The 18,297-nt window shown below is 75.2% G+C and carries 22 protein-coding genes; 12 read left to right on the top strand and 10 right to left on the bottom strand.

The window, feature by feature from the left end; genetic code table 11:
- Nucleotide 1: 1 nt before the first annotated feature.
- Complete coding sequence (locus tag ENKNEFLB_RS19155) at nt 2-337, bottom strand: TfoX/Sxy family protein (protein ID WP_214056824.1); 336 nt, start codon at nt 335-337, stop codon at nt 2-4.
- A gap of 44 nt (nt 338-381) precedes the next feature.
- On the opposite strand from ENKNEFLB_RS19155, the gene ENKNEFLB_RS19150 reads away from it, so the two are divergent.
- The 4 genes from ENKNEFLB_RS19150 to ENKNEFLB_RS19135 all read left to right on the top strand — a co-directional run bounded on the left by ENKNEFLB_RS19150 (nt 382) and on the right by ENKNEFLB_RS19135 (nt 3,312).
- Complete coding sequence (locus ENKNEFLB_RS19150; RefSeq protein ID WP_214056823.1) at nt 382-1,803, top strand: T3SS (YopN, CesT) and YbjN peptide-binding chaperone 1; 1,422 nt, start codon at nt 382-384, stop codon at nt 1,801-1,803.
- Nucleotides 1,800-2,285 carry a hypothetical protein gene (locus tag ENKNEFLB_RS19145; RefSeq protein ID WP_214056822.1) on the top strand — a complete coding sequence of 162 codons (486 nt, stop codon included), beginning with the start codon at nt 1,800-1,802 and terminating at the stop codon, nt 2,283-2,285. Before ENKNEFLB_RS19150 ends, ENKNEFLB_RS19145 begins: the two co-directional genes overlap by 4 nt.
- Nucleotides 2,286-2,305: 20 nt before the next feature.
- On the top strand, nt 2,306-2,824 hold the full coding sequence (locus ENKNEFLB_RS19140) for a metallophosphoesterase family protein (RefSeq protein ID WP_246535668.1): 519 nt from the start codon (nt 2,306-2,308) through the stop codon (nt 2,822-2,824).
- A gap of 137 nt (nt 2,825-2,961) precedes the next feature.
- Nucleotides 2,962-3,312 (top strand): TraR/DksA family transcriptional regulator, encoded by a 351-nt coding sequence (locus ENKNEFLB_RS19135; protein ID WP_214056821.1) that lies wholly within the window; start codon nt 2,962-2,964, stop codon nt 3,310-3,312.
- Between the two features lie 26 nt (nt 3,313-3,338).
- Here ENKNEFLB_RS19135 and ENKNEFLB_RS19130 read toward each other — a convergent pair whose 3' ends face one another.
- Together ENKNEFLB_RS19130 and ENKNEFLB_RS19125 are read right to left on the bottom strand one after the other, a co-directional pair.
- Nucleotides 3,339-3,755 carry a VOC family protein gene (locus ENKNEFLB_RS19130; RefSeq protein WP_214056820.1) on the bottom strand — a complete coding sequence of 139 codons (417 nt, stop codon included), beginning with the start codon at nt 3,753-3,755 and terminating at the stop codon, nt 3,339-3,341.
- A gap of 61 nt (nt 3,756-3,816) precedes the next feature.
- Nucleotides 3,817-4,581 (bottom strand): MBL fold metallo-hydrolase, encoded by a 765-nt coding sequence (locus tag ENKNEFLB_RS19125; protein ID WP_214056819.1) that lies wholly within the window; start codon nt 4,579-4,581, stop codon nt 3,817-3,819.
- A gap of 47 nt (nt 4,582-4,628) precedes the next feature.
- Between ENKNEFLB_RS19125 and rlmC the strand changes: the two genes are divergently transcribed.
- Nucleotides 4,629-5,756 carry a 23S rRNA (uracil(747)-C(5))-methyltransferase RlmC gene (gene rlmC, locus ENKNEFLB_RS19120; RefSeq protein ID WP_214056818.1) on the top strand — a complete coding sequence of 376 codons (1,128 nt, stop codon included), beginning with the start codon at nt 4,629-4,631 and terminating at the stop codon, nt 5,754-5,756.
- 16 nt (nt 5,757-5,772) lie between these two features.
- Here rlmC and ENKNEFLB_RS19115 read toward each other — a convergent pair whose 3' ends face one another.
- Nucleotides 5,773-6,171, bottom strand: a complete 399-nt coding sequence (locus ENKNEFLB_RS19115; RefSeq protein ID WP_214056817.1) for a hypothetical protein — start codon at nt 6,169-6,171, stop codon at nt 5,773-5,775.
- 159 nt (nt 6,172-6,330) lie between these two features.
- Here ENKNEFLB_RS19115 and ENKNEFLB_RS19110 point away from each other — a divergent pair, with 159 nt between their 5' ends.
- Nucleotides 6,331-7,344: an aldo/keto reductase gene (locus ENKNEFLB_RS19110; RefSeq protein WP_246535667.1), complete on the top strand. Its 1,014-nt coding sequence runs from the start codon at nt 6,331-6,333 to the stop codon at nt 7,342-7,344.
- Nucleotides 7,345-7,370: 26 nt separating this feature from the next.
- Nucleotides 7,371-7,802: a hypothetical protein gene (locus tag ENKNEFLB_RS19105; RefSeq protein WP_214056815.1), complete on the top strand. Its 432-nt coding sequence runs from the start codon at nt 7,371-7,373 to the stop codon at nt 7,800-7,802.
- 160 nt (nt 7,803-7,962) lie between these two features.
- Here the strand turns inward: ENKNEFLB_RS19105 and ENKNEFLB_RS19100 are convergent, their stop codons facing one another.
- Nucleotides 7,963-8,916 (bottom strand): NADP-dependent oxidoreductase, encoded by a 954-nt coding sequence (locus tag ENKNEFLB_RS19100; protein ID WP_214056814.1) that lies wholly within the window; start codon nt 8,914-8,916, stop codon nt 7,963-7,965.
- Nucleotides 8,917-9,009: 93 nt separating this feature from the next.
- Here ENKNEFLB_RS19100 and ENKNEFLB_RS19095 point away from each other — a divergent pair, with 93 nt between their 5' ends.
- Nucleotides 9,010-9,594: a protein-tyrosine phosphatase family protein gene (locus ENKNEFLB_RS19095; RefSeq protein WP_214056813.1), complete on the top strand. Its 585-nt coding sequence runs from the start codon at nt 9,010-9,012 to the stop codon at nt 9,592-9,594.
- Nucleotides 9,595-9,611: 17 nt separating this feature from the next.
- Here the strand turns inward: ENKNEFLB_RS19095 and ENKNEFLB_RS19090 are convergent, their stop codons facing one another.
- Both ENKNEFLB_RS19090 and ENKNEFLB_RS19085 read right to left on the bottom strand, forming a co-directional pair.
- Complete coding sequence (locus ENKNEFLB_RS19090) at nt 9,612-10,091, bottom strand: hypothetical protein (RefSeq protein WP_214056812.1); 480 nt, start codon at nt 10,089-10,091, stop codon at nt 9,612-9,614.
- Nucleotides 10,092-10,177: 86 nt separating this feature from the next.
- Nucleotides 10,178-10,759, bottom strand: coding sequence for a mismatch-specific DNA-glycosylase (locus ENKNEFLB_RS19085; protein WP_214056811.1), 582 nt, complete (start codon nt 10,757-10,759; stop codon nt 10,178-10,180).
- An 80-nt stretch (nt 10,760-10,839) separates the two neighbouring features.
- On the opposite strand from ENKNEFLB_RS19085, the gene ENKNEFLB_RS19080 reads away from it, so the two are divergent.
- A complete protein-coding gene (locus tag ENKNEFLB_RS19080) occupies nt 10,840-11,355 on the top strand; it encodes a hypothetical protein (protein WP_214056810.1) in 516 nt (171 codons plus the stop codon).
- Between the two features lie 46 nt (nt 11,356-11,401).
- Here the strand turns inward: ENKNEFLB_RS19080 and ENKNEFLB_RS22715 are convergent, their stop codons facing one another.
- Both ENKNEFLB_RS22715 and ENKNEFLB_RS19070 read right to left on the bottom strand, forming a co-directional pair.
- Nucleotides 11,402-12,658, bottom strand: coding sequence for a phosphodiester glycosidase family protein (locus tag ENKNEFLB_RS22715; RefSeq protein ID WP_246535666.1), 1,257 nt, complete (start codon nt 12,656-12,658; stop codon nt 11,402-11,404).
- Nucleotides 12,659-12,676: 18 nt separating this feature from the next.
- A complete protein-coding gene (locus ENKNEFLB_RS19070; RefSeq protein WP_214056809.1) occupies nt 12,677-14,269 on the bottom strand; it encodes an alpha/beta fold hydrolase in 1,593 nt (530 codons plus the stop codon).
- A gap of 145 nt (nt 14,270-14,414) precedes the next feature.
- On the opposite strand from ENKNEFLB_RS19070, the gene ENKNEFLB_RS19065 reads away from it, so the two are divergent.
- Together ENKNEFLB_RS19065 and ENKNEFLB_RS19060 are read left to right on the top strand one after the other, a co-directional pair.
- Nucleotides 14,415-14,924 carry a hypothetical protein gene (locus ENKNEFLB_RS19065; protein ID WP_214056808.1) on the top strand — a complete coding sequence of 170 codons (510 nt, stop codon included), beginning with the start codon at nt 14,415-14,417 and terminating at the stop codon, nt 14,922-14,924.
- A 242-nt stretch (nt 14,925-15,166) separates the two neighbouring features.
- Nucleotides 15,167-15,802 carry a PKD domain-containing protein gene (locus ENKNEFLB_RS19060; protein WP_214056807.1) on the top strand — a complete coding sequence of 212 codons (636 nt, stop codon included), beginning with the start codon at nt 15,167-15,169 and terminating at the stop codon, nt 15,800-15,802.
- Between the two features lie 509 nt (nt 15,803-16,311).
- Here the strand turns inward: ENKNEFLB_RS19060 and ENKNEFLB_RS19055 are convergent.
- Nucleotides 16,312-17,040, bottom strand: a complete 729-nt coding sequence (locus tag ENKNEFLB_RS19055; RefSeq protein ID WP_214056806.1) for a matrixin family metalloprotease — start codon at nt 17,038-17,040, stop codon at nt 16,312-16,314.
- A 46-nt stretch (nt 17,041-17,086) separates the two neighbouring features.
- Between ENKNEFLB_RS19055 and ENKNEFLB_RS19050 the strand changes: the two genes are divergently transcribed.
- Entirely contained in the window at nt 17,087-18,295 is a 1,209-nt protein-coding gene (locus ENKNEFLB_RS19050) for a site-specific DNA-methyltransferase (RefSeq protein ID WP_214056805.1), read from the top strand.
- Nucleotides 18,296-18,297 lie beyond the last annotated feature (2 nt).

Here is an 18,297-nt window from a genome sequence, read left to right as displayed (position 1 = left end):
GTCAGGCCGGCGGGTGCAGGGCCCGGACGCGGGCGGCGCCGACGTCGACCCACCGGACCAGGTCGGCGTCGTCGGCGAGGCCGGCGGGCTCCACGAGCAGCCACCCGGTCATCGTGCTGCCCCGCATCTCCATCGGAGCGACGTGGGCCTCGCCGAGCAGACCCTCGGCCGGGTCGTGGCGCACCATCAGCGCACCCTCGCCGGCGCCGCTGACCGTGACCGCCATGTGCCCGTCCAGCAGGAACGCCAGCCCGCCGAACATCCGCTTCTCGGCCCAGCCCGCCCGGCCCGCGAGCAGGTCCCGCACCCGGGCGGCCAGCGCGTCGTCGTACGCCATGGGTCCATCCTGCTCCCCGCGGCGTGGGGGCGGAAGGGTTGTCGGTGGTCGCACCTAGCGTCGACGACGTCCGGTCGTGGTGGCCGGGCACCGACCCTGGAGGCGACATGGGGCACGAGGACGAGCACGACCCGCTGGATGCACCGGACCGGGAGGACGACGGGGGTTTCGACGCGGCGATCGAGGCCGCGTGGTCCCGGTTCCGGGTGCGCCTGGCCGACCGCGTCGACGCGACGGAGACGGGCGGCGCGGTGAGCCTCTTCGCGCCCGAGCTCTCGCAGCGGATCGGACGTCGCCCCGGTCTGGGGATCCTGGTCGCCGTGGACGACGTGCTCACCCTCGAGATCGACATCCACGAGGGCCACCGCGAGGAACGGCTGCCCCGCGACCAGGTCGACCGGGCCGCGGCGCGGGCGGTGCAGGTGCTGCGCGACGAGCTGGTCGTGCTGCACCCGAGCATGCTGCGCGCCGAGGGCCTCGAGCACGACCCCGCGCCCCCGCAGCCCCGCAGCGACCACGGCGGCGACCACGGCGGCGGCCTCGGCGGGGGCCCGGCGGGGGCGGGTGACCCGGCCGACCCGGCCGACCGGGTCACCACGCCCCACGACCGGGACCACCTGCAGGAGCTCGTCGACGCCGCGCTCGGACGGATGCTCGGGGAGGTGCGCCACGACGCCGAGGGCGACGTGCCGATCCGCGACGGGCGCAGCGTGTGCTGGGTCAGCGTGCGGGACGACCGGCCGGTGGTCGAGCTGTTCGCCGAGCTGGTCCACGACCCGACCGACCCCGACGCCGTCCGTCGCGAGGTCGCGCTGCTCAACGAGGAGCACGGCTCCTTCAAGTTTGTCGCCCGCGGCGGTGCGGTCGTGATGCGGCTCGAGGTGCTGGCGCTGCCGTTCTGCGAGTCGCACCTCGTCGTGTCCGCCCGCCTGTTCACCGCCGTGATGGACGACCTCGCGCGCCGGCTCGCGGAGCGGGTCGGGGGGAGGCTCTTCCTCGACGACCCCGAGGACGGGCACGGGGACGAGCAGGCCGAGGACGGCGACGTGGTGGGGCCGGGGGCGGTGGCCCCGGCCGTGCCGCCGGCGGCCGCGGCACCGGGTCCGGTGCCGCTCGACCTCGGCGGGCTCGAGGTCGCCGGCCTCGTCGAGCTGCTGGTGCTCGGCCCCGCCCGCCCCGCCACGGTGGCCGGGCTGTTCGGGCACGACCGGCACCAGATCATCCGGCAGCTGGTCCTGCTGCGCAGCGGCTCGGCCGGTGCGACCGTGCTGCGGGACCACGTCGAGGGCGCCGGGCTCGACCTGGAGCTGGTGCTGACCGCGCTCCGCCAGGCGCTGCGGCTGGTCTCGGACGGTCCGCGCCCCGGCAGCGGCGACGTCACCCGCCGCCGTCGCAGCGTCCAGGCGCCGCTGGTGTCCGAGGTCGACCCCGGTGAGGACACGCTCGACCTCGGGTGGGCGACGTGAGGACCGACGCCCTGGACGAGCTCGCCGCGAGGCTGGGGTGGGAGACGCGCGACCTCGCCGACGTCATCGGGGCCGGGTGGCGGCGCAGCGAGGCCACGCCGGACCACGACTTCGACCTGGACCCCTCCGGAGGGCTCGACCCCGACGACCTGCTCCCGCTCGACGTCACCCCGTGGCACGTCGCGGGGGACCCGGCGCAGCTGATGGCGCGGGTCTTCGCGCACGGGGTGTTCCTGGCCAGCCCGGAGGGCGTCTGGGCCGGGGGCACCCACGGGCTCGAGCACCGGCCGGGCCCGCCGGTCTACGTGCCCGCGCACGAGCTCTCCGACCGCGGGCCCGAGGTGGTCCGGGGGATCGTCGCCGGTCGCCGACGGTCCTTCCGCTGGTGCCGTTACTGCCGGAGCCCGCAGGCGCCCGAGACCAGGTGGGAGCCCGACGTGTGCCACGGGTGCGCGTCCTCCTGGCTTGGTGTCGTCTACTGAGTCGCGAAGGAGGTCGCCCGATGACCACGCTGTCCCTCGTCCTCACCGCCGACACCCACCTGCCCCGGCGGGCGAAGGTGCTGCCCGACGAGCTGCTCGAGGCGGCACGCGCCGCCGACGTCGTCGTGCACGCCGGGGACTGGGTCGACGAGGCCGCCCTGGACCTGCTCGAGGAGTCCTCGCAGCGGCTGGTGGCCTGCTGGGGCAACAACGACGGCCCCGGTCTGCGGGCCCGGTTGCCCGAGGTGGCCCGGGCCGACCTCGGCGGCCTGCGTCTGGGCGTGGTGCACGAGACCGGGCAGAAGCTGCGCCGCGAGGAGCGGGTGGACGCGTCCTACGACGACCTCGACGTCCTGGTCTTCGGGCACAGCCACATCCCGTGGGACACCACGACCCCGCGCGGGGTGCGCCTGCTCAACCCGGGCTCGCCCACCGACCGCCGGCAGCAGCCGTACTGCACCTGGATGAGCGCGACCGTGACCGACGGGGAGCTCACCGACGTCGTGCTGCACCGGCTGCCGCCCCGCCGCCGCCCCTGACCGCGCCCTGGCCGCGCGCCCTGACCCCGCGCCCGGCTCGCGCGGTACGTTCGGGTGGCGACACGCCGACGGCGCCCCCACGGTCGTACCGTCCCGCGCAGCCCCGCCCGGTCGGGACCCGCGCGTAGGTTGGCGAGGTGCACGACCCCCGTCCGGCCCTGCTCGCCGACCGCGACCGCACCCTGCGGCGGCTGGCCGGGCTGCAGGCGGACTACGCCGAGGTCGTCGACGCCTCGCGCGACACCAACGCCGACGACGAGCACGACCCGGAGGGGCACACGATCGCCTTCGAGCGCTCGCAGACCGGGTCGCTGGTGCAGCAGGCCGTACGCCACCTCGCGGGGACCGACGCGGCGCTGGCGCGCGTGGCCGCGGGGACGTACGGCACCTGCACCGCCTGCGGCGAGCAGATCGCCCCGGAGCGGCTGGAGGCGCGGCCGGCGGCGCCCACCTGCGTCCGGTGCGCCGCCGGGCCGTCGCGTCGCTAGGCCACGTCTGGTCGGGCCCGGCGTGGTCAGGCCCGGCCGGACAGGTCGATGTTGAACATCCAGCGCTGGCCGAAGCGGTCGGTGAGGTCGCCGTACTCGTCGCCCCACATCTGCTTCTCGAGGGCCATGTGGACCTGCCCGCCCTCGCCGAGGCCCTCCCACCAGCGGTGCAGCCGGTCCACGTCGTCGCCGTTGAGGCACAGCAGGGTCTGCTCGCCGGGCACGACCGCGCCCATCTCGGGGGTGCGGTCGGAGGCCATCAGCACGAAGCCGTCGTCGGTCCGCAGCTGCGCGTGCATCACCAGGGTGGCGGCCTCGCCCTCGGCGCCGTAGTCGCCGAAGGTCATCACCTCCAGCGTGCCGCCGAGCACGGACCGGTAGAACTCCATCGCCTCGCGGGTGGTGGTGTCGAAGTTGAGGTAGGCGTTGAGCTGCACGGACATCGGGGCCTCCGGGACGGGACGGGACGTGGTCGGGGGTACCGACCGCCCGGGGTCCCGGGGCTCATCGGTGGTCGGTGCGCTCCAGGGCCCCGTCGACGAGGTCGGCCAGCGGGGCGCGTACCGGCCGGCCGTGCCCGGGCACGAGGACGTCCGCCGGGACGTCGCGCAGGTCCCTCAGCGTCCGCAGGACGCGGTCCTCGTCGTGGGCGAAGAGCCCCGGCAGCCGCTGCGGGCCGTCGTGGCGGCACAGCGGGTGACCCGTGACCAGGGCGTCCCCGCTGAACAGCACGCCGGACGACGGCATCAGGAAGGCGGTGTGGCCGGAGGTGTGGCCGGGGGTGTCCACGGCGACCAGGCGCCCGGGCGCGTCGACGGGGCTCTCGTGCGGGGCCGCCTCCACCCCGGAGAGCCGCATCCGGAGGTGGGGTCCGACCGCGCGCAGCGTCTGGCCGACCCAGCGGGCGCCGGCGGGGGTGCGGGCCTGGGCGAGCACCCGCCCGGCCGAGACCTGCTCGAGGCGCTCGCGGTGGGCGTGCGCGACCTCGTCGGCGCCGGTGACGACCCGGCAGCCCGAGAGCGACCGCACGTGGGGGACGCCGCCCATGTGGTCCAGGTGGGCGTGGGTGAGCAGTACGGCGACCACGTCGGAGGCACGCCGCCCGAGGGCCTCGAGCGAGGCGACCACGGCGTCCGCGTCCAGCGGGTAGCCCGCGTCGACGAGGGTGACCTCGCGACCCTCGGTGACCACGGCCCAGTTGACGTTGGTGCCGGTCACGACGTGCACGTCGTCCGCCACGCGCGTCAGCTGCACGGTCCCCCTGGCCATGGGTGCACCGTGCCACAGGCGGGGTGCGGGCCCGTAGCCTGCGGCGGGTGCAGTGCGACTACTTCGACGCCGGGGCCTGCCGGTCCTGCACGTGGATGGGTCAGCCGTACGACGAGCAGCTCGCCGCCGTGCACGCCGCCGCCGTCGCGGCGCTGGGTGAGCGTCCCGGCCTGGTGTGGTCCGAGCCCGTCGCGCGGGCGGAGGAGGGCTTCCGGAACAAGGCGAAGATGGTCGTCGGGGGCACCGTCGAGCAGCCCACGCTGGGCATCCTGGACCGTGCGGGCCACGGCGTCGACCTGCGCCACTGCGGCCTGCACGAGCCGGCGCTGCACGACGCGCTGCCGGTGCTGGCCGCGCTGGTCACCCGCGCCGCGCTGGTCCCGTACGACGTCCCGACCCGCCGCGGCGAGCTCAAGCACGTCCTGGCCACCGTCGCCCCCGACGGCGGCCTGATGGTCCGCTTCGTCCTGCGCAGCACCGAGTCCCTGCCGCGGCTGCGCAAGCACCTGCCCTGGCTCCACGAGCAGCTGCCCGGCCTGGTCGTGGCGTCGGTGAACCTGCAGCCCGAGCACAAGGCCGTGCTCGAGGGGCCCGAGGAGGTCGTGCTGACCGAGCAGTCCACGCTGCCGCTGCGGCTGGCCGGGCTCGACCTGCGGCTGCGCCCGCAAGGCTTCTTCCAGACCAACACCGCCGTCGCTGCGGCGCTGTACGCCGAGGCGGCCGCCTGGACGCGGGACCTGGGGGCCCGCAGCGCCTGGGACCTCTACTGCGGTGTCGGCGGGTTCGCGCTCACCCTGGCCGGGGCGGGCGTGCCCGACGTGGTCGGGGTCGAGCTCAGCGCGGAGGCGGTGACCGCGGCCCGGGACAGCGCCGAGCGGGCGGGGCTGGACGGGGTGCGGTTCGAGGCCGGCGACGCGACGGCCTGGGCCGCTGCGCAGGAGCACGCCCCGGACCTGGTGGTGGTCAACCCGCCGCGGCGGGGGATCGGCGCCGCCCTCGCGGGCTGGCTGGACGCCTCGGGCGCGCGCCACGTCCTCTACTCCAGCTGCCACAGCGGGTCACTGGCCCGCGACCTCGACGCGATGCCCTCGTGGGAGCCGGTGCGCGGGCGGGTCTTCGACATGTTCCCGCAGACCGCGCACCACGAGGTGCTGGTGCTGCTGCGCCGGCGGTAGTGCGGTCGGGCCAGGGTCAGCAGCCCACCCAGACCGGGGTCAGGCTGGACCCGCCGTCGGGCAGCCCGACCCAGCGGTAGCCGAGCTCGACGGCGACCTCGCGGCCCTCGCGCAGGCAGGGGGGCCTCCCCTCGCCGTGCTCGCTCTCCGCGGACCACAACAGCGCGTCGGCGTCGAGCCCGATCACGGTGCCGTCGTCGCCCTCGAAGCTCGTCAGGCCGTTCGAGGGCTCCTGCAGGAGCGCCGTCCCGCGCTCCACCGTCAGCGGCACGTCGCCCCACGGCAGGTTCGTGCCGACCACGGTCCCGCCGACGGCTGACGCCACGACGGCGAGCAGCGCCGCGCCCAGGGGCACCGGCGTGGTCGTCCAGGCAGGCAGCGAGCGGCGCGGGGCGACCTCGTCGGGATCAGGCACGGGCACAGCATGCCCGCCCGGTCGCGCCGGCGGTGGCGTTCGGCGGCGGGCGGCGGCTCCGAGGCCGGTCCGGAGCAGGGCGGGCGACCCCTCGCTCGCGGCCGGGTCGGGCGCGCACTAGCGTCGGGACCCCGTCCGTACGACCCCGGAGGCACCCTCGTGCAGCACCGCACCCTCATCTCCTCGCAGCGCGGCCACGAGCAGCGCGACGTCTCCGTCGTCGGGCTCGGCACCTGGCAGCTCGGCGCCGACTGGGGCGAGGTCAGCGAGGCCGACGCGCGCGAGGTGCTGCAGGCCTCCTACGACGCCGGCGTGCGCTTCCTGGACACCGCCGACGTCTACGGCGACGGCCGCAGCGAGCGGGTGCTCGGGTCCTTCCTGCGCGACCTGCCGGCCGACCACGGCGTCACGGTCGCCACCAAGATGGGCCGCCTCGCCGCGCAGGAGCCCGAGAACTACACGATGGACGCCTTCCGCGCGTGGACCGACCGCTCGCGGGAGAACCTCGGCGTCGACACGCTCGACCTCGTCCAGCTGCACTGCCCGCCGACCGCGACGGTCGAGGACGACGCGACCTACGAGGCGCTCGACGCCCTGGTCACCGACGGCACCATCGCGGCGTACGGGCTCTCGGTCGAGACCGTGGACCAGGCGCTGGCCGCGATCGCGCGCCCGCACGTCGCCTCGATCCAGATCATCCTCAACGCCTTCCGGCTCAAGCCGCTGGAGGCGGTGCTCCCGGCCGCCCGCGAGGCCGGTGTCGGGATCATCGCGCGCGTGCCGCTGGCCTCCGGGCTCCTGAGCGGGCGCTACGACGCGTCGACGACCTTCGCCGCCGACGACCACCGCACCTTCAACCGCGACGGCAGCGCCTTCGACGTCGGCGAGACGTTCAGCGGCGTGCCGTGGGAGACCGGGCTGGCCGCGGCGCAGGAGTTCACCGCGCTCGTGCGCGAGCACGGTCCCGAGGGCGCCACGGCCGCGCAGGCCGCGATCGCCTGGGTCGCGCAGCTGGACGGCGTCTCCACCGTCATCCCCGGTGCGCGGTCGGCCGACCAGGCCCGCGCCAACGCCGCGGCCGGCGAGCTGCCTGCGCTCTCGTCGGCGTTCGGGGACGGCGTCCGACGGATCTACGACGAGCGGGTCCGGGCCGAGGTCCACGGGCGCTGGTGACCGGCGTAGGTTTTCGCTGAAGGAGCGTGAGCACCATCGACGACTACTGCGAGCACTGCGACCTGCCGCTGAGCACCTGCGTCCACGGCAACCCGCCGGCCCCGCCGCCGGAGCCTGCCCCCAAGGCCTCCCCGGTCCGTACGACCCGGGCCGCGCCGCGGGTCCCCGGGTCCTCGGCCAAGCCCCCGCCGCCGCCGCGGGCCCGCCGGCACACGCCGGCCGCCGACCTCGAGCCCCACGTGCTGGCGGTCCTCGAGGACCTCGGCGGGGAGGCCCCGGCCGAGGACGTCATGGTCGCGGTCGGTGAGCGGCTGGCCGACGTCTTCCGCCCCGGCGACCAGGAGAAGGGCCCGACCGGCGAGCTGCGCTGGCGCACCGCCTGCCGCACCGCGCGCAAGAACCTCGCCGACCAGGGCCTCCTGGTCGCCCCGTCCCCGGGGGTCTGGCGCCTCACCTGACGCCGAGATGACGCTCGCGGACAGCCGAGATGACGCTCGCGGACAGCCAAGGTGACGCTCGCGGACAGCCGAGATGACGCTCGCGGACAGCCGAGATGACGCTCGCGGACAGCCGAGATGACGCTCGCGGACAGTCGAGGTGACGCTTGCGGACAGGGCGTCAGCTCAGGTCGAGCACCAGGCGCCCGCGGACCCCGCCGGCCTCGAGCCGGCGGTGGGCCTCGGCGGCCCGGGCTGCCGGGAGGACGTCGGCGACCCGCAGCGTGATCCGGCCGTCGGAGGCCAGGACCCGCAGCTCCTCGAGCGCGTCGCGGCGGCGGGCCGCGTCGCGGACCCACACCGGGGTGACGCGCAGCCCGCGGGAACCGTCGCCCTCGTAGCCGCGCACGGTGGCCACGGCGCCGCCGTCGCGCACGGCCGGCAGGGCCTTCTCCCCGAGCAGGGCGCCGTCGGCCAGGCCGTCCACGCCGTCGGGGACCTCGCGCAGCACTGCGTCGGCGAAGCCGTCCCCGCGCTCGACGACCACGTCGGCGCCGAGCCCGGTCACCAGGTCGCGGTCGGTCTCGGCGGCGTCGGCGACGACCCGCAGCCCGCGCACCTTGGCCAGCTGGACGACGTACCCGCCGAAGGCCCCGGCCGCCCCGGTCACCGCCAGCGTCTGCCCGGGCTCGAGGCCCAGGTGGTCCAGGGCCAGCCAGGCGGTGAGGCCGTTCATCGGCAGCGTGGAGGCGCTGGCGCCGCTGGCGCCGTCCGGCACGTGGGCGACGGAGTCGAAAGGCAGGACGAGGTCGGTGCGGTAGGCGCCGTGCTGGCCCGACGGGACGACGATCCCCATCACCGGGTCGCCGACCGAGAGCCACTCGCCGTCCCGCTCGCCGACGTCGGCGCCGAGCTCGACGACCCGTCCGGCGACGTCCATCCCGGGCACGTCGGCGACGTCGGGAGCGCGGTCGCCCTCGGCGCGGGCGCCGTTGCGGACCAGGGTGTCGGTGGGGTTGACCGCCGCGTGGGTGACGGCGATCCGCACCTCGTCCGGGCCGAGGGGCTCCTGCTCGAGCTCGACCTCGCGCAGGGCCTCGGGACCGCCGTACTCGATGACTCCGATGGCTCGCATACTCCTTGTCTACCGTCCGCCCACCCACCCCCCGGCCACCGGGGCGGCGACGCCGGTACGGGTGTCGGCGCGGGCTCGTAGGCTGGGCCGGACATGCCGACGCACCCCGACCTCCGCCTCGCCAACGCCCACTTCGTCACCGACCGGCTGCTGGTGGGTGGCGACCTGCACCCGGACGCCGACATCGCGCTGGACCAGGCGCTGGAGCTGGCCGGGGCCGGCGTCACCCACGTCCTCGACGCCCGGATCGAGTGGCGCGACGCCGAGACCTGGCAGCGGCTGCCGGCCGTGGACTACCGCTGGGACGGGATCGACGACCGCGGCCAGCGCGTGCCCGCGGACTGGTTCGACCGGACGGCCTCCTGGGCGCTCGCCGCGCTGGAGCAGCCGGGCACGGTCGTGCTGACCCACTGCCACATGGGTGTCAACCGGGGACCGAGCGCCGGATTCGCGGTGCTGCTCGGGCTCGGCTGGGACCCGCTGGAGGCGATGGACGCGATCCGTACGGCCCGGCCCGTGGCCTACGTCGCCTACGCCGAGGACGCCCTGCGCTGGCACCACGAGCGCTCCGGCACCGGCCTGGTCGCCCGGCGTGCCGAGCGCAAGCGGCTGCAGCGCTGGCGCCAGGAGCACGAGCTCGACCTGGGGTCGGTGATCCGGCAGGTGCGGGAGGGCTGAGCGCTCCCGGCCCCGGCTCAGGCCGAGACCGGAAGGGCGTCGAGCGGCAGCGGGAGGACCTGGTCGTCGGTGGCCAGGTGGAGCACGTGGGCGGGCACGCCGGCCCCGGCGAGGGCGGTGTGGAGCGCCGCGGCCCAGGCCAGGTCCTCGGGGCGGGCGCGACCGCGACCGGGCCGGGTGCGCAGCAGCGCCACCCGCCCGCCAGGCACGTGCTCGGCCACGAGGTCGCCGAGGAAGGCCGCCATCGACCGGGTCTCACCGGGGTCGGGGAGGTGGGCCAGGTCGGTGATCTCGGTCAGCACCGGGAGCGGCCGGTCGTCGGCGTCGAGCAGCATCGCCCACAGGCTGGTCTCGGCGAACCCGAGCGGCCGCATCAGCACCCGCCACAGGCGCTCCAGGTCGGCCTGGGTCCTGATCGTGGGGCGGTAGGCGCCGGCGTCGTCGAGGTCGCCGGTCAGGTCGGTCGGGGTGGTCAGGTCGGGGAGGTCGTCGTCCATGACAGCACCCTCACCGCTCCGCGCCGTCCGCGCGACCGGCTCTCCACAGGCCACCGTCCGTCCACAGGTCAGGCGGGTCAGGCGGGTCAGGCGGGGAGGACGCCGGCGGCGCGGGCGGGTCCGGCGTACGCCTCCGCGAGCGTCGCCACGGTGTCGTGCGCGTTCAGCCCGCTGGGGTTGGGCACCACCCACAGCTCGGCGTCGGCGAGCGGGCGGTCCTGCAGACCGGTCCGGGCACGTGGCTCCGCGAACGCGGTCCGGTAGGCCGTCACCCCGGCGACCGCCACGACGCGGGGGCGGACCCGTCGGACCAGCGCGACCAGCTGCTCGCCCCCGGCACGCAGCTCCTCGCGGGTCAGCTCGGAGGCCTTCGCGGTCGCGCGTGGCGCCAGGTTGGTGATCCCGATGCCGCGGTCGAGCAGGTGCGCGCGGTCCTCCGGCGTCATCCCCGCGGCCGGGTCGACGCGCCGCTCGATGATCCCGGCGGCGAGCAGGGCGGGGTAGAAGCGGTTCCCCGGCCGGGCGAAGTGCGTCTGCGTCGCGGCCGTCCACAGCCCGGGGTTGATCCCGACGAACAGCAGCCGGACGTCGTCGTCGACCAGGTCGGGCACGACGGTGTCGCGATAGGTCTCGAGCTCGGCGGGCGTGAACGAGCGACGGGCGGGCACACCGCGCAGCCTGGCACCTGCGGCCGCCACCCCCGGAGGTCGGGCGGGAACCGGCGGGGGCGGGTTAGCGTCGAAGCACCATGCGAGGACGACGACACGGCCCGGCCCCTGCCCTGACTGCCCCTGCCCTGGCCACCCTGGCCCTGCTGCTCGGTGCCTGCGGTGGCGAGGGCGCCGACGACCCGTCGGACGCGGGGGGCTCGCCGTCCCCGGTGCCGGCCTCCAGCAGCGCCCCGACGCCCGAGCCGGTCCCGACGCCCGAGCCGACCCCGAGCACCGACCCGACACCGAGGGAGCGGGTGCTCGACGTGGTGGCGCTGTCCGCCGCGGGCGGCACCACGGACACGATCCTGGAGCCGGTGGCGCTGCCCGCCGACGCGACGGCCTTCGTCGCGCAGTTCGAGCCCTCCGCCCGCGGTCCGCTGCGCGCCGCGATCGACGCCGCGCAGGCGCCGCCGGGCCTGGAGCTGCAGGCGGCCGTGGTCGCCGTGGGATGCGACGAGCCGGCCGACGTGCTGCTCAACGGTGGGGGAGCCTGGCCTGGATGGCGCAGGCGGTGCCGCCGAAGACCACGGTGCAGTGCCTGGTGCCGGTGACCTTCGTGGCCCTGGCCGCCGTGCCGTTCTAGGCCGCCGTGCCGTTCTAGCGGTAGGTGACCTCGAGGGCGTTGGCCACCGGTCGCTCCACGCCGTCGGAGGGGGAGTTGACGACACCGGTGGAGCCGTCCGCGCGCCGCGCGACCATCGTCGTCGACCCGCCACCGTCGAGGTTCAGCGCCCGCTCGGCCCCGAGCCGCTGCATCGCACGGGCCAGCTCGACCATGGTCTGTCCACGGCTGCGGTCCTGGCGGCCGTCGACGGCGAGGAGAAGCACGTCGCCGGAGTCCTGGTCAATGCCCACCGCCGTACGGGGGTGCATCTCGCGGTCGTCGGTGACCCGCACCTTGCCCCGCGCCAGCAGGACGGCGTCGCCGGTGATGGCCATCGTGGCGCGGCCCCGGACGCCCGGCTGCACGGTCACGCGGGAGCCGACGGTGAGCGGGGCGAGCGCCGCGGCGCCCGGCCCGCGGCCGACGAGCATGGTGCCGCGCACCCGTCCACGGGTCGGCATGCTGGTGGAGCGCGAGGTCACGCGGCCGTCGCGGACCTGCACCACGCGGAGGTCGGCGCGCTGGCCCTGCACGGCGTCGTACCCCGGCTGCGCGCCGAAGGCGCGGGTGTACACGCCGAGGCCGCCGGGCATCACCCACGGTGCGTTGTAGTTGGTGACGCGGACGTCGGGGTGCTGGGTGATCGTCGTCCGCATCGGCAGCGTCCCGATCGCCGGGGAGCCGTCGCTTCGGAGGTAGAACGACTCGTTCCAGTACTGGACCCGCGCGTGGAGCAGCCCGCGGTCGAGGTCGAGCCCGGTGCCGAGCGGGGCGCCGGTGCGGCTGATGTCGAAGAAGTCGCCGTTCACCCCGGCCACGGCGTCGTCGACGGCCAGGATCCGCGAGAGCGGGGCGGTGGTGCGGATCTTCCCGCGCCGGGCGTAGTCCAGGCGTACGCCCGGCTGGTCGGGGTCCACCCGGACCAGGTGGTAGCGGACCTTCCCGCGGTAGTCGGTGCGCACCCACGACCGAGCGGTGACGCCCGGCGCGACCCTCCAGGACCGGAGCTCGCGGCTGGTCACGCGCCCGCGGGCGGCCGGCGGGACCGTGGGCGCGATCTCGCCGACCACGCCGTCGGAGGAGTGCCGGTAGCCCCCGTCGGGCGGGTCGGCAGGTGGGTCGGTCGGCGCGGCCGACGTACGGCCGGCGACCTGCTCGCCCGGGTCGGCGACGGCGCCGTGGGTGGTCAGCGGGAGCAGGGTGACGAGGCCGGCCGCGACGAGCGCGGCGGCGTAGCGGGGGGCACGCATCCGGTCAGGGTAGGGGTGTCAGCGGCCCACCACGGGCAGATGCACGACCCCGTCCTCGATCGTGACCAGGCCCGGGACCCGCCCGCCCATCCCGACGAAGGTGTCGCTGAGCGGGCTGGAGAGCAGGTACAGGTTCTGCCCGCGCGGCACGTCGACGGCCACCGACGGCAGGTCGACGCGGCGACGCTGGTCGGTGACGGCGGCCGGCTCGTCGAGCGGGAGGACGTTGTTCTGCACCAGCGTGGCGTCGGCCGCGCTGGTGCCGACGGCGAGGCCGTAGAACGCCCGGCTGCCCGGGGTCGGGGTGGTGACGTCGCCGGTCAGGTACGGCGTGCCGGCGACCCGGACGGGCCCGGGCGCGACGAGCGTGGTGACCTGGGGGCCGACCACGGTGGGCGTACGCACGGTCCTGATCGGCACGGCGCGGTCGGCGGCGACCGTACGGACGGTGGTGCAGGTGCTGTCGCGGGTGGCGAGGTGGTAGCGGCCGTAGCCCCGCAGGCCGGTGTCGCGGCCCCGCAGCTGCTCGGCGAAGAACCGCAGGGACAGGGCCCGGAAGTCGCCCCCGGCGAGGCGGGCGCTGCAGGGGTCGGAGGTGACGTCGATGCCGCGGGGGAAGAGCGCCGGGAGGACGTGGCCGCCGTTGTAGCCGACGAAGATGCTGTCGCGCCGGGCCGCCGGCGTGATCGCACGCTGCCAGTTGCGGAAGCCCTGCTCGAGGGGGAAGAGGGAGTCGGTCGTGCCCTGTCCGAGCAGCACCGGGATGTCGAGGCGACGCCCCTGAGCGACCTGGTAGCGCGGCCCGTTGTCCCTCATGAACGCGGCGATGTCGGTGCCCAGCGGGCCGTCGCCGTCCGGCCAGCTGCCGATCACGGCGCCCTCGACGAGCGCCTGGTAGACCCCGGCGGGCAGGGCGTCGGTCGGCACCGCGGCGGCCCCGAGCGCGGCGGCCCACTCGACGCGGACCACGTCCTCGGGGGCCAGGCTCTGGCCGAGGTCGTGCCAGGTGATCTCGGGAGCGAGGGCGTCGAAGACGGGCGTGCCGCGGGTACGGAGCTCCTCGAACGCGCCGACGAACTGGTAGCCGCCGCCGTAGCTGCCCCCGATCGCGCCCAGCCTCGGGTCGCCGGGTGCGTCCTGCTGCACCCAGCGCAGCCCCGCGACCATCCGGACCAGCCGGCGGACGTCGACGCCCTCGTGCGCCGGGTCCATCACCTGGGCCTGCCCGCCGGACTCGCCGAACCCGCGCTGGTCGAACGACAGCACGCCGTACCCCCGCCGCAGGAAGTCGCGGAACGCCGACGCCTCCGTCTCGCGCGACCCGCCCCAGCCGTGGCTGTGCATGATCATCGGCACGCGCGCGCGACGGTCCGCTCCTGCGGGACGGAAGAGCGTCCAGCAGATCTCGACCGGCTCGTCGGTCCCCGGGTCCGGCACGCTGGTAAGGCAGCCGTCCGTGGTGGTCGCGCCGGCTGCGGCGGGTGCTGCGGCCCGTGCTGCGGCGGTGGCGGGTGCGGCGGTGGCGGGTGCGGCGGTGGCGGCCGTCGTGGGGAGGGCGAGCGCGCCGGCGAGCAGCGCGGAGCCGAGCATCAGGGGCAGGCGAGCGGTCATGTGAGGGACAACGGACGACCGTGACCTCGGTCACGCACTTGTCCACAGATCCGGCCTGGGTCTGGGCCGGGGCCGGGTGAGCGGTCTAGCGTGACGAGCAGTCCGACCCGGCCCGGGGACTCCTGGGAGATCCCGGAGGGTGCGCATGAGACGACCAGGGTTCGTCGGTACGGCGGGCGCCGTCGCCGCGCTGATCCTCGGAGCCGCAGGGTGCGCGGGCGACCCGGAGCCGCGGTTCGCGCCGCCGTCGGGTGAGGCGTCGCCCAGCGCCTCGGAGAGCGAAGAGTCAGAGTTGACGCCGGCTGAGACGGTCGAGGCGTGGGTTGCGGCGCGCAATGGCGCACTCGGGAGTGGGGATGTACTCGCGGCTGCTCGTCTGCAGTCCGCCGATTGCTCGACATGCGCAAACCTCATCGAGCCGATTGTCGAGATTTATGGCAACGGAGGCCGGTTCGAAACCAATGGTTGGCAGCTCAAGAACGTCAGTGTGAACGGCAACCGTGTGGAGGCCGACGTCTTGATCGCGGGCGGGACGACGGTATCTAGTGCCGGCGCTGCTCCGAATGCCTACAAGCCCGAGATGCGCAGGATGTTCGTCGTCCTGGGGCGGGAGGGTGCGGCGTGGAGAATCGAGCGCATTGGGTTCTTGGTCTGATCAGAGTGTTGGCGACGCTTCTTCTGCTCGTCGGCACCATTACGTTCTTCAACTCACTCCCATCAGCGGCGAGCTCCTGCTCAGGAAGTTCCGACTCAGTCGATGGCGCCGTCATGATCACCGTGACTTGTACCGACCGCGGGCCAGCGGCCCCGCCGTCGCAGTCGCCCCCGGTCGCGCCCGCGGCGCCCCCAACACCCGCCGCACCCGCCCCGGCGTCCGTCCCGGCACCCACCGGCCCCGTGTACCCGATCGCCACCGCCCCCACGGACTCGTTCCCGATGGCCGTGCCGTTCGAGTGCATGACGGTGCCCACCTCGCTCGGCGCCAACCCCGACGATCTCTGCGCGCCGGCGGACCCGGCCGCCCCCGCACCCCCCGTGCCCGCCGTCGCCGCGGCGCCGGGCGTGCCGGGAGTGCCAGCTGTGCCCGCCCCTCCCCAAGTGACGGCGGGTCTGGTGGCGGAGGCGCTGCGGCGGGTGCCGCTACCTGCGCCGGTGATCGAGGTGCAGCCGCCGAACGGCCGGACGCTGGTCAACTTCGACACGAACTTCTACACCGAGGCCGGCGACCTCGACCGCACGATCACGCTGCTCGGTCAGCAGGTCGACCTGCAGATCAGCGCGGCGTCGTACACGTGGGTCTTCGGAGACGGGCAGAGCCTGCAGACGACGAGCCCGGGGGCGGCGTACCCGCAGCTCGACGTGACCCACCGCTACCTCGGCGCCGGCGGGGTGCAGGTCCGGGTGGACGTCACCTACACGGCGCAGTTCAGCGTCAACGGCGGTCCGTTCGCACCGGTACCGGGCAGCGTGACGGTCGCGGGTGGCTCGGAGCCTCTCCAGGTCGTGGAGGCGAGACCCACCTTGGTGGGGTAGCGGAGGTCGTTGCTGAACGGTCGATCGAATGCACGTGGGCGAGTGGGGATGACCGCCTCTGACCTGCGACGGCCGCCCGCTTTGTCCGCACCACCACGTCCGCGCATCACCACGTCCGCGCCACGACCCGTACGAGATGGAGGTCCACGCTGGCAGCCAGGTCACCTGCCACCGATGGACATAGGCCGACCGTTCGGCGGGACTGGCCTCGAGACGCTCGCTTCGCTCGCTCCTCGACCGCCGGAGCGCGCTCGCTCCTCGGCGGGCAGGGTCGCCGCGCCCGGTCGATGGGTGATCTGCACTCACCAGGTGCGCGCAGATCACCCATCGACCCACCGGGACCGGTCTCGAGACGCTCGCTGCGCTCGCTCCTCGACCACCGGAGCGCGCTCGCTCCTCGACCACCGGAGCGCGCTCGCTCCTCGACCGCCGGCTCACCTGCCTGTCCGGAACCGTCACCTCGACGCGCCGCGAGCGTCACCTCGGCTGTCCGCGAGCGTCATCCCGGCTCAGTCGCAGGGGACCTCGGCGAGGGTGGCGAGGCCCTCGAGGTCGCCGGGGCCGAAGCGGGGGCGGGGGGCGACGCCCTCGGCGTTCATCAGCTCGCCGGGGTCGTCGACGTGGTCGAGGCCGACGACGTGGCCGAGCTCGTGGAGGACGATCGCGACGGCCACGTCCTGCTGCCCGTCCTCGGCGAGGTCGGCGAAGAGGTCGCTGTCGAGGACCATCGCGCCGGTACGGAAGCGGTAGCCGCGGGTGTCGCCGGTCGCCACGGCGCCGCCGATCCCGGCGACGTCACCGGCGAGGTCGGGCACCTCGTCCTCGTCGGCCCACCCGACCAGGACCGGCTCGGGGGAGTAGCCGAGCGCGTCGCGGTCCTCGAAGTCACGGTCCTCGGTCTCGCCGAGCGAGGTCAGCGTCAGCCCGGAGGCGCGCTCCATCCGGGAGACGGCGTCCTCCAGGACCGTCGGCCAGTCGGGGGGCGCGCCGGCGGGGTTGACGACGTACTCGATCGGGCGGCAGCGGTCCCAGGCCACCGGGGTCCCGGTGACCGGGTCCTGCTGGAGGAAGGCGTACGGCGTGCCCGGGGAGTCCGCGCGGGCGACGCCGTCCAGGCCGACCAGGGCGCGCACGCGCGCCGCCGTGCCCGGGGCGAGGGCGAGGTAGGCCGCCAGCGCGACGGCGGTGACCACGACCGAGATCACCGTGAGCGTGCGCTGACGCTGCGGAGGGAGCACCGGACCATCATCGCCCGGCCGCCCAACCCGCCCCTAGGGTTCCGGCATGACGCAGGCCGAGGCCGCAGGGCGGGTGACGAACATCTTCGTCGCCGGCGACAACCTGGAGGTGCTGCGCGCGCTGCCGGCGGGCTCGTTCGACCTGGTCTACGTCGACCCGCCCTACAACACCGGGCACGCCTTCAGCTACGCCGACGACCTCGGCGACCACGCCGCGTGGACGGCGTGGATGCGTCCCCGTCTGGAAGCAGCGCGGGAGGCGCTGCACCCGACCGGGGCGGTCTTCGTGAGCATCGACGACCACGAGGTCGCGCACCTGCGGCTGCTGATGGACGACGTGCTGGGGGAGGCGAACCTCCTGGCGCAGGTCGTGGTCAACCTGAACCCGAAGGGTCGCCAGCTCGGGCGGGGCTTCGCCACCAGCCACGAGTACCTGCTCGCCTACGCCCGCGACGGCACCCGCTGCGTGCTCGACGCGAGCACCCCGGACACCGTCGAGGTCACCGACTTCCCGCAGCACCACGCCGACGGGCGCCGCTTCCGGCACCTCCCGCTGCGCAACACCAACAAGAAGTTCAACCCCCGCACCGCCCGCACCCTGCACTTCCCGGTGTGGGGCGACCCCGTGTCGGGGCGCGTTGCCACGAGCCCGTTCGACGGCGCGGTGGAGCTGCTCCCCGTCTTCGGCGACGGCACCCCGGCGGTGTGGCGGTGGAGCCGACCGAGGATGGAGGAGCGTCCCGACGACCTGGTCTGCCGCGAGATCCGGGGGGTCCGGGGACCCCGCGTCGACGTGTTCCAGCGTGACTGGCTGCACGAGGGCCGCCGCAAGAAGCTGCGGACGGTCTGGCTCGCCGAGGAGGTCGGCTCCACCGACACCGCGGCCGCCGAGCTCAAGGAGCTGCTGGGTCCGGTCTTCGAGTCGCCCAAGCCGACCGGGCTGGTACGACGGGTCCTCGGCACGATGCCGGCCGACGCCCGGGTGCTGGACTTCTGCGCCGGCAGCGGGAGCACCGGTCACGCCGTCGCGCTGGCCAACGCCGCCGACGGGGGCACCCGTACCTGCCTCAGCGTGGACCAGGACGTCGCTACCCGGCCGGGGTCCAAGGCGCACGACGCGGGGTACGCCACCGTCGCCGACGTGACCCGCGCGCGGCTGCGCGCCGTGGCGGCCACCGTCGGCGGCGGATACCACGAGAACAGCTTCTCCACAGGTTTTTCAACCATCTGTGGAAAGAGTCCGGAACCGGGCTGAGG

The sequence above is a fragment of the Nocardioides aquaticus genome, from assembly GCF_018459925.1.
GTDB classification, from domain to species: Bacteria; Actinomycetota; Actinomycetes; order Propionibacteriales; family Nocardioidaceae; genus Nocardioides; species Nocardioides aquaticus.
The sequence above is the reverse complement of the archived record's forward strand: the minus strand, read 5'-3'. Positions and strand labels throughout refer to the sequence as shown.